Below are 12,346 nucleotides of genomic sequence, written 5' to 3'. Positions count from 1 at the left end.
CGCGGGGCCCCGACGACATGCGGAGGCGTCTCGGCGCAGTCATTCGTGACGGGCGAGCTTGACCGCGGACACGAGGAGGATCACGGCGAGCAGAGGGACAAGGATCAGATCCGGGAAGACGCCCAGGAGCAGCCCGCCCACGACCGCGCCGGCGATGGAGCCGACGGCCATGATCGCCGTGAAGCGGAGGTTGGCGCCGAGGACGGCGAAGCTGCCGTCGCGGCTGTAGCGGGCGAACGCCACGAGCATGGTGGGCAGGGAGACCAGCAGGGAGAGGCTTCCGGCGGTCTTGATGTCCTCTCCGAACAGCAGCACGATCGTCGGGATCAGCAGCTCACCGCCTGCTACACCCATGATCGCAGCCACCCCACCGATCCCGAACCCGGCCACCACACCAGCGGGTACCTGCGCCCACAGCGGCAGATCGAGGGTGCCGAAGGCAGTGGTGTGGGTGACCACGAGGGCGGCGGCCATGAGCACCATCAGGGCGGCCAGCACCTTGTAGAGGGTGCTGCTGCGCATGCGAACTGCCCAGCTCGCTCCCGCCCATGCGCCCAGCAGGCTGCCGGCGAGGAGGTTGACCGCCACAGGCCAGCGTGCCGCGATCTCGGCCGCCGGGACCGCGCCGAGGCGGGCGGGCAGCGCGACCAGGACCACGACCAGGCTCATCGCCTTGTTCAGGATGACCGCCGAGAGCGCGGCGAACCCGAATAGACCGATCAACAGCGGCAGACGGAACTCGGCGCCGCCCAGCCCGATCATCCCGCCCAGAACACCGATCGCGGCGCCCGCCCCGAACACGACCGGCGTCGCGTGTGTCGAGCGGAGAGGGGCGAGGTTCGCGTCAGCCGGCATGACGGACATCCTTGCTGGTCACAGCCCCATTCGCTACGAGGCGATCCCAGCTTCGGGGAAAGGCACCGGCCGTGCACGCAGCCTTCGTCCAGACCTCCGAGCGCCGTATGCTGCCCGCCGAGCTGCCCGGGCACGTCTGGGGTGACGGCATACCGCTGTGGAGTCGCGGTCCAAAGGCGGGGTGGACGATGAGCCGGCGTGTGCTGTCTTCGTGGAGCATGCGCAGGACTCGGTGGACGTTGGTGCCGTCACTGCGGCCGGGGCCTGCTGCAGCTGCGGGGCGGAGCACAGCGTGCCGCCGGCGCCCACGAGTTCGGTGTCGATTCCCCGCGGAGCCGCGTCGGCATCCGCAGCGGCCAGTTCGTAGTGGCGCACCGGCTCGCCGGCTGCCCGGAAGAGGTGGTCGAGTACCGCGGTGGTGGAACGCAGCTGGTCGAAGAGGAAACCCCAGTCGCGGCGTACGAGGGCGTTGGCGGGCATCCCGAGCGGCTGGCCGACCGCGCCGCGGTGACGGCCAGGAGCAGCCGGTCGCCCAGCTCCCGCCGACCCGAGCCCTTGGAGCCTCTGCGGCTCCCGGCCCGTTGTCGATGGCGCCGGCAGGGGCAGCGCGGGCGGGGTGCGGCGGATGTGGGTGCCCTTGGGGGTGTCCACGAGGAGCGTGAGCACCTCGGGGTCACCATCTTGGTCAGGAAGCCACAGGAAGGGTGCTTGAGGGGCCGTCACACCGGCCCTTAGGCGCGTTATCCATCCACCCTGTCCTGATGTTTAGCAGCATCAATGGCGTATGAAGTCAGCGATGTCCCGGGCGGCCTCCCGCGCCGGGCGGCCGACGCCGATGAGGGTGGCGGAGGCCGGGCCGGTCCAGTCGCCGTAGCCGAGCAGGTGCAGGCGCGGTTCGTCCACCGCGCGAGTGCCGACGGTGGCGATGTGTCCGCGGGTACCACGCAGGCGCAGGGCGGCGAAGTGCGCCAAGGCGGGACGGAATCCGGTGCACCAGATGACCGTGTCCGCCTCCGCCCGGGTACCGTCGGCCCACTCGACCCCGGTCGTGTTGAGCCGGGCGAACATCGGCCTGGAGGCGAGGAGTCCGGCGTCGCGGGCGGCGCGGACGGGCGGGACGGCGACGATGTCGCCGAGGGAGGCGACGCCGCCGGCGTCGGTGCGGCCTTCGTCGAGGGCGCGGCGGCGGGCGGTCGCGGCGTCGAAGAGGGCACGGCCGTCGATGTCGTCGGCGAGGTAGCGGGGCGGTCGCTGGGTCACCCAGATCAAGTCGATCCGTGCGTGGGCGAGGTCGGCGGCGATCTGGGCGCCGGAGTTGCCGCCGCCCACGACGACCACCCGCTGCCCGGCGAACTCGGACGGCCTGCGGTACTGCACGGTGTGGAGCTGGCGACCCCGATAGTCCCGCCTGCCAGGAACGGCAGGCAGGAACGGGCGGGTCCAGGTGCCGGTGGCGCTGATGACCGCCCGCGCAGTCCAGGGTCCGGAGTCCGTCCCGACCCGCAGGACGGGGCCGTCACGGTCCACGCTGTCGACCCGCTGGCCGCGCTGGACAGGGAGGTCGTAGCGCTTCTCGTAGTCCGCGAGGTAGTCGACCACGTGGGCGGCGTTCGGGTAGAGCTCGCCCGGCCGGGAGGGCATGAGCCGCCCGGGCAGGGAGGAGTACTGGGCCGGGGAGAACAGGCGCAGGGAGTCCCAGGTGTGCTGCCAGGCTCCGCCGGGCGCCGTCTGGGCGTCGAGGATGACGTGCTCGATGCCCAGGCGGCGCAGGTGATATCCGGCGGCGAGCCCGGACTGGCCGCCGCCGATCACCACCACGTCGGTGCGCTGCGTCATGCCGCGGGCGTTCCGTTGTCCGTCTTGCCGCGCATGAAGATGACGGCTACGAGCACCAGGCCCACCACGGCGCCGACGAGCTGCATGGCGATGAAACCCGGGACCGAGGCTGGGGCGATGCCCGCGAACGTGTCCGTGAAGGCGCGGCCGATGGTGACGGCCGGGTTGGCGAAGGAGGTGGAGGAGGTGAACCAGTACGCGGCGCCGATGTACGAGGCGACGGCGACGGGCGCAAACCGGAGGCGGTCCGTGCGGGCCAGACCGAAAATCAGCAGGATCAGACCGGCGGTCGCCACGACCTCGCCCAGCAGCAGGTTCCCGGCGGAGCGGTCGTGCGTGGACCACCTGACCAGCGGCTCGCCGAACATCGCGTCGGCCAGGACCGCGCCCGCGATCGCACCCGCGATCTGCGAGGGCACGTAGACAGCGACCTCGCGGGCGGTGACGCCGGCGCCGCCGCGGCGGGCAGTCCACCATTCGGCCAGCGTGACCGCCGGGTTGAAGTGGGCACCGGAGACCGGGCCGAGGAGGGCGATGAGGACGCCGAGCCCGAAGACCGTGGCGGTGGAGTTGGCCAGCAGCTGCAGGGCCACGTCCTGGGTGAGCTTCGTGGCCTGGATGCCCGAGCCGACGACGACCGCCACGAGGGCCGCGGTACCGACCAGCTCGGCGGCGGCGCGGGCGATGAGCGGGGTGCGGGGCGGGGTCGCGCCGGGTGCGGGCTGGGGCTCGTCGGCAGGTATCGGGGGGCCGACGGGCTGGGTGGCGGTCAAGGCTGGTTCTCCTCGGGCAGGTGAGGCAGAGCGCGGAAGGCTATGGGCAGGACCGCTTGAGGTTCGCTTCGGCGGTGGCTCGCGCGGTCCGGGCGAGGTCGGCGAACTGACCGGCGAGGGCTTCGATGACTTCCGGGCGCAGGCGGTAGTAGATGTACCTCCCGCACGGTTCCGTCTCCACGACCCCGGCCTCGCGCAGCACCTTCATGTGGTTGGAGAGGTTCGTCTGCTTGGCGCCCGTCTCCTCCACGAGGTGGGTGGTGCAGAGCGTCTCCTTGGCGAGGAGGGCCACGATCTTGAGCCTGAGCGGGTCGGCCAGAACCCGGATCAGATCAGTGTCGACTGACGTCATCATGGACTGATACTGTCACATCAGTTGGGGCTGATACCAGCCCGAGCTGATCCGATTGGCTCCTTTGAACGGGATCGCCATGCCCTCGCCTTCCTCACCCCTCCAGATGGCCGCCGCCCGCCCCGCCCACCGCGCGGGCAGTCGGGTTACCGTCTCCTCCGCGCGCACCCACCCCGCAGGCGAGATGGCGCCGCAAGGCCGGAGTGGGCCTGGCCCACGCCTACCCCAAGCCGCTGACCGAAGAGGTCGTCCAGGCCGTCGACAGCGTGATCGCGATGAGCTGCGGCGACGCCCGCCCCGTGGTGCCGGGCCGCCGCTACCTCGACCGGCCCGTCCGCGGCATCCGCGGCACCATCGACGCCCGCATCTGCGACCCGTTCACCCAGCTCACCCCTCAAGCCCCACACCCCAAGGAAGAACAGATGTCCTCCGCTCCCGCCGCCTCCGTCCTGTTCGTCTGCATCCACAACGCGGGCCGCTCCCAGATGGCGGCCGGGTTCCTGCGCCACCTCGCGGGTGACCGCGTCGAGGTCCGCTCCGCCGGATCCATGCCCGGCGAGCAGATCAACCCCTCCGCCGTCGCCGCCATGGCCGAGCTGGGCATCGACATCTCCGACCAGAAGCCGAAGATCCTCACCCCCGAGGCCGCCCAGGCGTCCGACTACATCATCACGATGGGCTGCGGGGACGCCTGCCCCTACTTCCCCGGCAAGACCTACCTCGACTGGCAGCTCGAGGACCCGGCAGGCCAGGGCGTCGAAGCCGTCCGCCCCATCCGCGACGAGATCAAGGGCCTCATCGAGGGCCTCATCGCCGAAATCGACGCCACGTCGAAGGCCTGAGGGACCTGCCGTGACCGAGACGACCCGACCGACGACGTCCGCGACGTCATCGTCATAGGCTCCGACCCCGCCGGATACACCGCCGCCCTCTACGCCGCCCACGCACAGCTGAAGCCGTTGCCCTTCGGCAGCTCCGTCTTTGTGGGCGGCTCCCTCACCACGACCACCGAGGAGGAGAAGCCTGCACGCGCGGCAGCCTTCGGCAGAACCAACCTCTGACGGCTACGCTCCGTACAACCTGACGCGCAGGGCCCGAGGACCGCGTCCGCGGTTCTTTCCAGACCGTGGAAGGCATCCGGCAGCCTGACGAACCGTCACCAAAAGCATCGGGTCCGCATTGGCGCCGAGGAGTCCCGCACCGTATGGCAACGAAGTCGCTCGCCCACAGCATGGGCACCTTCTAGAAGGACTGCGAGCACCCGCAGTCCCGCTGTCGAAGTGCCCGCACCACCACACACTCCGATACCGCGACGCGATTGGGAAGCGGACCCGGTGCTTCGTCACGAGACCCCGATCCCCGCCAGCTGCATGTAGTACACGCCGAACTGGTCGGCGGTGAGCGTGGTGCCGGTGACCTTCACGTACCGGGCGGTGGCGGCGGCGAAGGCGAAGGAGAGGCCGCCGGCCCCGGGACGCGGGTACGAGCTCTTCGACACCACGGTGGTCCAGTTCGTGCCGTCGGCCGAGAGCTGGACGGTGAAGGCCGACGGGAAGCCGCGCCCGGTGTTCGGGATGTCGTCGCGGGGGTACAACGTGACCCGGCTGATCCGTGACGGGCCTCCGAGGTCCACCCGCGCCCACTGCGTGGTGTTCGGGGAGCCGGCCCCGGCGCTGCTCCAGCCCGAGGAGTTCCACAGGTCGGTGTGATGGGTACCGTTGGTGAGGTTGGCGGTCAGCCAGCCCTCGGTGGGGTACTCGACCGAGCTGGAGGTGGTCGCCGTGCGGCCCAGTGCCAGATCCCCGCCGACAGCCTCGATCTCCGCGAACTGCATGCGGAAGGCACCGAACTGATCTCTGCTCAGATTGGTTCCCGTCACCTTCACGTAGCGCGCGGTGACCGTCGCGAACGGGAAGGTCTGCGCCGTGGCGCCGGGCCTCGCGTACCCAGTCTGGGTGCTGACCGTGGTCCAATTCGTGCCGTCGGTGGAGGTCTGGACGGTGAAGTCGACAGGGAAGCCCTGACCGGCGTTGGCCCCGTCGCCGCGCGGGTAGAGGTCCACTCGGCTCAGCGGCCGGGTCGAGCCCAGGTCCAGCCGCACCCACTCGGTGTGGTTGGTCTCTACACTGCCGGAGCTGCTCCACCCCGCAGCGTTCGGCGCCGACGGCCGCTGTCCGTCGACCGCCGAGCGGATGCCCCAGCCGTCGGCCTCGTACGAGCTGGAGGCGGTGACGGCGGCACTCTCGGCCGGGGCGAGAGAGGTCGGCATGACCCGGGCGTTCCAGAAGTTCGCGCTGGCGCCGCCGGTGACCAGACCCACGTCGCCCGCGGTGAATGCCGCGTCGGTGACGGTCAGCACCGGCGCATGCCCGGTTCCGGAGTACACCGTCAGCGCGTTCCCGCGCGCCACTACGCGCAGGCGGGTGCGCTGCCCCGGCACGTAGCCGGGCACGGACGCCGAGCCGATCGTTGTGCCGCTGCGGTAGACGAAAACCTGACCGTTGTTCCGCTGGGCGATCAGGTAGCCGGAGTCCATGTCCGTGCCGTTGGCCGAACGGACCATCAGACCTGCCCAGTTGGTGCTTCCGCCGAACGAGCTCACTCCGGTGATCTGCAGGTCCACGCCGACCGAGACGTCGGTGTAGCCCCGGCCGCGCAGGTAGGAGACGTCCCCCCACCTCGCCGCCGCGTCGGACTGCGCGTACCGGGCGCCGCTGGTCGACCAGGCCCCCCGGGTGTGGGTCCAGAAGTGGTCGCCGCCGCTGAAGTCGTCCGTGAACGGCAGCGCCAGGTCACCGGTCGCGGAGGCCAGTTCGTCGAGGAGCTGCTTGTGCCGGCCCTCGACGTTCCACCCGGAGAGGTCGTACGCCGTCGGGTTGGTGATCAGCGTCTCGGCCAGGGTGCGTGCCGCCTGCGGCTTGACCGCGGCCAGCTGCTGGAGCAGTTCGAAGTCCTGCAGGCCCGCGGTCTGGGCTTCGCTGCGGAGGCTGTCGTAGATGCCGTAGGCGGCCTTGTTCGGATAGACCAGCCAGTGGTCGCCGGTCTGCCAGGTGTTGAAGGTGTCGGCGGCCGGGTACGGCGGGCTGAAGTCGTCGTGCCAGTAGTTCCAGCCCCAGTGCAGGTAGCCGTCGCCGCCGATCTTCCAGGTCAGCCAGGGGAGGAGCCTGGTCGCGCTGAGGTGGTTGCTGGTGAAGCGGTTCATGTACGAGCCCTGCGGGAGGATGCAGCTGTACAGCCACAGGTCCTTCCCGCTGATCCGGTAGTTCTGGTAGAGCGCGACGTTCGCGTCGTAGTTCGACGTGAGGGGGGTCTGCGTCGACAGGTGTGCAGCGTTCCCGGTGAAGTTGGTCAGCTGCGCCTCGTTGGTCCGCGGGTTCGGGAAGTACTTCTCGTACTGCGTGTAGAGCCAGTTGGCAGCCGTCGCCTGTTGCGCGGTAGTGGGCTCGTCCAGGGCGCTCATGTAGAAGTTGTCCGTCCAGCCCTTGGCATCCAGGTGCGCCTTCAGTGCCGGGAACAACTGGTTCAACCAGTTGTTGGTGTCCGGGCAGCCGTTGGCCGCAGCGGAGTCGGGCCGGCAGAGCACGTGCTTGACCGCGCCGCTGACGCCGTTGGCCGGCACCAGGGTGTCGAGCTGCGGATCGGAGGCGGGCGGCTCCAGCAGGGTCGGGGTGTAGAGGTACTGCATGGCCCCGGCGCTGACGAAGAGGTTGACGAACCGGTCGAAGGTGGACCAGCCGAAGGTGAAGCGGCCCGCGGCGTCGACGGTGGTGTCCGGAATCAGCAGGGCCACCGCGTCGGCGTAGATCACGTTGTTCCGGTGCCGCGCCATGTTCGCCGCGATGTTGGTCTCGACCTTCCACCAGTTGGCGTCGTACATCTGCACGCCGTACTCGTTCGGGATCGACGCCTCGGTGCCCGCGTAGTCCCAGCCCGCCGAGGAGAACCAGTTGTTCATCTTGAACGTGGACTGCGACGTCGGCGGGATCGTGGCGCTGTACACGGTCACCGAAACCGGCACCGTGACGGCGCCCAGGCTGCTGTTCACCGTGGCGTTGCCGATGTAGACGCCCGGCGCCTGACCGGCCGGGACGTAGACCTGGTAGTACGCGGCGTACGTGGTGTTCGCCGCCACCGGCTGCGGAGTGTTGTCCATCAGCGCGTCGTAGTAGGCGGTTCCACCGTCGGGCGGGTTCTGGACGTTGCCGACCTTCTGGATGTTCGGGTGGTTGTACTCGTAGCGCGTGGTGATGTTGGCGACGGAAATGACCGCGCCACCGGGTCCGGTCAGTGCCCCGGGGGTGACGGACACCCCGGTCTGCGCCGAACCGGACCGCACCAGGATCTGCGCCCCCTCATAGGCGTTGCGGGCCGCGTACAGCTCGATCTCTGTCGGCGCCCGGCCCGGCGGGGTGGTCGAGGTGAAGGGCCTGTCGGTGGCGTCCAGGATCCACACGGTCGGCCCGCCGGCTGCGTCGGCCCGAGGCGCGGCGAGGACGGACAGCGGCACTGCATACAGTGACAGTGCCAGGCACACCAGGAGACGCAGGGATCTGCGGCGACGCGTGCGCATGGAAACCCTCCGGACTCTGAGAAATGGCTTCGAAAGCCGAGCAGGCCTTTCCTATGGACCTGTTCGGGCCGCTCGCAATTGTTTTGCGGCGACTTTCGGTCGACGCGGGGCCTCGCTGTTCGGAGTCCTGATGGCGGCGCGCGGGCAGCTCACGGCAATGACAGCGAGATCGGGGATGACACGAAGGGCGGCCGCTGGTCGCGCGATCGCATCGGGGATATGCGCACCCGGCCACCTGACGGCCAGCACGTTGCCCTTCGGTAAATGGAGTATTTCCAGAATTGCGATCCGCAACCATGCGTGCTTGAACATTATTTGACTGAGCGTCACTGTCCCTTCGGCCGGGGGGGTGACACCGTGTCCATGCCGTGCAGCTCAGGTCAGGTCAGGTCAGGTCAGGTCAGGTCAGGCGAGCCCCACACGGGCTGCGGCGGCGTCCCACGCGCGGATGTCTCCGGACGGCTCGTAGCGCCGCAGTCGCTGGGTACGGGCGATCAGGCGACGCATGGCGCCGAGGTCCTCGACCAGGCCGTGGGTGCGGGCCTGGACGAGAATGTTGCCGATGGCGGTGGCCTCGGCGGGGCCCGCGATGACGGGCAGGCCGGTGGCGTCGGCGGTGAGCCGGCACAGCAGGGCGTTGCGGCTGCCGCCGCCGACGAGATGGACGGCGCGGATCGTGCGCCCGGTCAACCGAGCTGCGGTGAACAGCGCGTGACGGTGCGCCAGCGCCAGGCTCTCCAGGATGCAGCGGACGACGGCGCCCTGGTCCCCGGGTGGCTGCTGGCCGGTGCGGGCGCAGTGCTCGGCGAGGCGGGCCGGCAGGTCACCGGGGGCGAGGAACTCGGGGGCGCCGGGGTCGACGATCGCCGCCAACGGGCGTGCGGCGGCGGCGCGTTCGAGCAGCTCGGGCAGGTGGTGCCCCTCGCCACGGGCGCGCCAGGTGCGCTGGCTCTCGCTGAGCAGCCACAGGCCCATGACGTTGCGCAAGTAGCGGACGGTGCCGTCGATACCGAGTTCGTTGGTGAAGTTGGCGGCGCGGGAGGCGTCGGTGAGGACGGGCGCGTCGAGTTCGAGGCCGACGAGCGACCAGGTGCCGCAGGAGATGTAGGCGAAGTCCTCGGTGGCGGCGGGGACGGCGGCGACCGCGGAGGCGGTGTCGTGGGAGGCGACCGCGACTACCGGGGTGTCGGGGCGCAGGCCCGTGGCGGCGGCGACGTGCGAGAGGACGGTGCCGGCGTGGTCGCCGGGGCGGCGCAGTGCGGGCAGGAGGGCCGGGTCCAGGTTGAGCGCGGTGAGGACCGGGGCGGACCAGGCGCCGGTGCGGGCGTCGTACAGGCCCGTGGTGGAGGCGTTGGTGACCTCTGCGCCGACGGTGCCGGTGAGCCAGTGGGTGATCAGGTCGGGCAGCAGGAGCAGGGTGCGGGCGCGGTCGAGGTGCTTCTCGGCGGCGAGCTGGAAGATCGTGTTGAACGGCAGGTGCTGAAGGCCGGTGATCCGGTACAGCTCACGGGCCGGGAGGCGGCACCAGACCGCCTGGACGGCGGCGGCGCCGCGCGGGTCGCGGTAGTGGAACGGGTTGCCGAGGAGCGCACCGTCGGCGTCGAGGAGCCCGTAGTCGACGGCCCAGCTGTCGATGCCGACGGAGGCGAGGTCCCAGCGCGCGGCGGCCTCGCGGAAGCCGTCCAGGACGCCTTGGTACAGGCCGAGGGCGTTCCAGTGCAGCCCGTCCGGGAGTTGGACGGGAGTGTTGTCGAAGCGGTGGGTCTCGGTGAGATCGAGGCGGTCACGGCCGACCCGGCCGACGAGCACCCGTCCGCTGGTGGCGCCGAGGTCTGCCGCGGCGAAGGCGGCCGGGGTGTGTGGGGTGCGGGGCGTCACGGCCGCCTCAGCGCAGGAAGGCCGCGGCGACGCCGGCGTCGACGGGGATGTGGAGGCCGGTGGTGTGGGTGAGGTCGCCGCCGGTGAGGGCGAATACGGCGGCGGCGACGTGCTCGGGCAGCACCTCGCGCTTGAGGAGGGTGCGCTGGGCGTAGAACGCGCCGAGGTGCTCCTCCGCGATGCCGTAGGTCGCGGCGCGCTGGGCGCCCCAGCCGCTGGCGAAGATGCCCGAGCCGCGGACCACGCCGTCCGGGTTGACGCCGTTGACGCGGATTCCGTGTTCGCCCAACTCGGTGGCGAGCAAACGCACTTGGTGGGCCTGGTCGGCCTTGGTGGCGGAATACGCGATGTTGTCGGGGCCGGCGAAGACCGCGTTCTTCGAGGTGACGTAGACGAGGTCGCCGCCCAGGCCCTGCCGGATCATGGTGCGGGCGGCCTCCCGGGAGACGAGGAAGGAGCCGCGGGCCATGATGGCGTGCTGCCGGTCCCAGTCATCGGCGGTGGTCTCCAGCAGCGGCTTGGAGATGGAGATGCCCGCGTTGTTGACCACCAGGTCGACACCGCCGAAGGCCAGGACCGCGGTGCGGAACGCCTCGGCGATCTGCTCCTCGGAGGTGACGTCGACGGTGACGGCCACGGCCCGGTCCGAGCCGCCGAGTTCGTCGGCGACGGCCCGGGCGGTGGCGGTGTTGACGTCGGCGACGACGACGCAGGCGCCCTCGGCGGCCAGGCGGTGCGCGATGGCCCTGCCGATGCCGGAGCCGGCGCCGGTGACCAGGGCGACGCGGGTGTCCAGCGGTTTGGGCGCGGACATCCGCCGCAGCTTCGCCTCTTCCAGTGCCCAGTACTCGATGGCGAACTTCTCGCGCTCCTCGATCGGGGCGTAGCCGGAGACCGCTTCCGCGCCGCGCATCACGTTGATCGCATTGAGGTAGAACTCGCCGGCTACGCGGGCGGTCTGCTTGTCCCTGCCGAAGGAGAACATGCCGACGCCCGGGACCAGGACGATCGCCGGGTCGGCGCCGCGCATGGGGGGCGACTCCGCGGTGGCGTACCGCTCGTAGTAGGCCCGGTAGCCGGCCCGGTAGTCGGTGTGCAGCTCCCGCAGGCGGACGATCGTCTCGTCCAGGGGCGCGATGGCGGGCAGGTCGAGGAGCAGCGGGGCGACCTTGGTGCGCAGGAAGTGGTCGGGGCAGGAGGTGCCGAGGGCGGCCAGGCGAGGATGCTCGGCGCGGGCGAGAAAGTCCAGCACGGGCGCGGCGTCGGTGAAGTGGCCGACCTGCGGGAGGTCGGTGGAGGCCAGACCGCGGATGGCGGGGGCGAGCGAGGCGGCGCGCCGCCGGCGTTCGGCCTCTGGCAGCGCGTGGTAGCCGTCGAGCTGCGGGCCGAACGGCTCGGCCTTGCCGTGGCGGGCCAGGAAGGCCTCGGCGGTGCCGATGATGTGCAGGGCGTTGGCCTCGCACTCCTCGCTGGTGGCGCCCCAGGCGGTGATGCCGTGACCGCCCAGGACGCAGCCGATGGCCTGCGGGTGGGTCCGATGGAGCTCGGCGATGTCCAGGCCGAGCTGGAAGCCGGGGCGGCGCCAGGGCAGCCACGGCACGGCGTCGCCGAAGCAGGCGGCGGTGAGCCTTTCGCCGTCGGCGGCGGTGGCGAGCGCGATGCCGGAGTCGGGGTGCAGGTGATCGACGTGCGCGGCGTCGACCAGACCGTGCATGGCGGTGTCGATGGACGGAGCCGCGCCGCCATTGCCGTGCAGGCAGTACTCGAACGCGGCGACCATCTCGTCCTCCTGTTCCACGCCCGGGTAGGTGTCGGCGAGGGCGCGCAGGCGGTCCAGCCGCAGCACGGCCAGGCCCGCCTCGGCGAGGGTGGCGAGGTCGCCGCCCGAGCCCTTCACCCACATCAGGTCGACGGGCTGCCCGGTGACGGGGTCGGTGGCCGCGCCCTTGGCAGAGGTGTTGCCGCCGGCGTAGTTGGTGTTGCGCGGATCCGATCCGAGCCGGTGGGAGCGGGCGAGGAGGGCGGCGACGACGGGGTGCTGGGCCATGGCGGGAGCAGCTTCCTTGTCCGGGGGCGGTGGCG

8 protein-coding genes and 1 pseudogene are annotated in these 12,346 nt (G+C 70.9%); 2 read left to right on the top strand and 7 right to left on the bottom strand.

The window, feature by feature from the left end:
• Nucleotides 1-39: 39 nt before the first annotated feature.
• From IG86_RS0122670 to IG86_RS0122655, 4 genes are all read right to left on the bottom strand, one after another.
• Entirely contained in the window at nt 40-855 is an 816-nt protein-coding gene (locus tag IG86_RS0122670; protein WP_030899087.1) for a sulfite exporter TauE/SafE family protein, read from the bottom strand.
• Nucleotides 856-1,629: 774 nt separating this feature from the next.
• Nucleotides 1,630-2,691, bottom strand: coding sequence for an ArsO family NAD(P)H-dependent flavin-containing monooxygenase (locus IG86_RS0122665; protein WP_030821113.1), 1,062 nt, complete (start codon nt 2,689-2,691; stop codon nt 1,630-1,632).
• Nucleotides 2,688-3,464 carry an aquaporin gene (locus tag IG86_RS0122660; RefSeq protein ID WP_030821110.1) on the bottom strand — a complete coding sequence of 259 codons (777 nt, stop codon included), beginning with the start codon at nt 3,462-3,464 and terminating at the stop codon, nt 2,688-2,690. Before IG86_RS0122660 ends, IG86_RS0122665 begins: the two co-directional genes overlap by 4 nt.
• 40 nt (nt 3,465-3,504) lie before the next feature.
• The gene (locus IG86_RS0122655; RefSeq protein WP_030821107.1) at nt 3,505-3,819 is read right to left on the bottom strand and encodes an ArsR/SmtB family transcription factor; all 315 of its coding nucleotides are present in this window, start codon (nt 3,817-3,819) and stop codon (nt 3,505-3,507) included.
• Between the two features lie 419 nt (nt 3,820-4,238).
• On the opposite strand from IG86_RS0122655, the gene IG86_RS0122650 reads away from it, so the two are divergent.
• Together IG86_RS0122650 and IG86_RS44505 are read left to right on the top strand one after the other, a co-directional pair.
• Nucleotides 4,239-4,658, top strand: coding sequence for an arsenate reductase ArsC (locus tag IG86_RS0122650; RefSeq protein WP_030821104.1), 420 nt, complete (start codon nt 4,239-4,241; stop codon nt 4,656-4,658).
• 48 nt (nt 4,659-4,706) lie between these two features.
• A pseudogene (locus IG86_RS44505) lies at nt 4,707-4,835 on the top strand (thioredoxin-disulfide reductase); the annotation flags it as partial.
• Between the two features lie 323 nt (nt 4,836-5,158).
• Here IG86_RS44505 and IG86_RS0122645 read toward each other — a convergent pair.
• From IG86_RS0122645 to IG86_RS0122635, 3 genes are all read right to left on the bottom strand, one after another.
• Nucleotides 5,159-8,323, bottom strand: a complete 3,165-nt coding sequence (locus IG86_RS0122645) for a discoidin domain-containing protein (protein WP_030821101.1) — start codon at nt 8,321-8,323, stop codon at nt 5,159-5,161.
• 468 nt (nt 8,324-8,791) lie between these two features.
• A complete protein-coding gene (locus IG86_RS0122640; RefSeq protein WP_030821098.1) occupies nt 8,792-10,264 on the bottom strand; it encodes a rhamnulokinase in 1,473 nt (490 codons plus the stop codon).
• 7 nt (nt 10,265-10,271) lie between these two features.
• Complete coding sequence (locus tag IG86_RS0122635; protein ID WP_030899082.1) at nt 10,272-12,311, bottom strand: bifunctional rhamnulose-1-phosphate aldolase/short-chain dehydrogenase; 2,040 nt, start codon at nt 12,309-12,311, stop codon at nt 10,272-10,274.
• Nucleotides 12,312-12,346 lie beyond the last annotated feature (35 nt).

Source organism: Streptomyces virginiae (assembly GCF_000720455.1).
GTDB classification, from domain to species: Bacteria; Actinomycetota; Actinomycetes; order Streptomycetales; family Streptomycetaceae; genus Streptomyces; species Streptomyces virginiae.
This window is presented reverse-complemented; position numbering and strand designations above follow the sequence as displayed.

Coding starts and splice junctions, on each gene's coding strand:
- IG86_RS0122655 (WP_030821107.1), bottom strand. CDS start 3,819: ATGATGACGTCAGTCGACACTGATCTGATCCGGGTTCTGGCCGACCCG.
- IG86_RS0122635 (WP_030899082.1), bottom strand. CDS start 12,311: ATGGCCCAGCACCCCGTCGTCGCCGCCCTCCTCGCCCGCTCCCACCGG.
- IG86_RS0122670 (WP_030899087.1), bottom strand. CDS start 855: ATGCCGGCTGACGCGAACCTCGCCCCTCTCCGCTCGACACACGCGACG.
- IG86_RS0122650 (WP_030821104.1), top strand. CDS start 4,239: ATGTCCTCCGCTCCCGCCGCCTCCGTCCTGTTCGTCTGCATCCACAAC.
- IG86_RS0122665 (WP_030821113.1), bottom strand. CDS start 2,691: ATGACGCAGCGCACCGACGTGGTGGTGATCGGCGGCGGCCAGTCCGGG.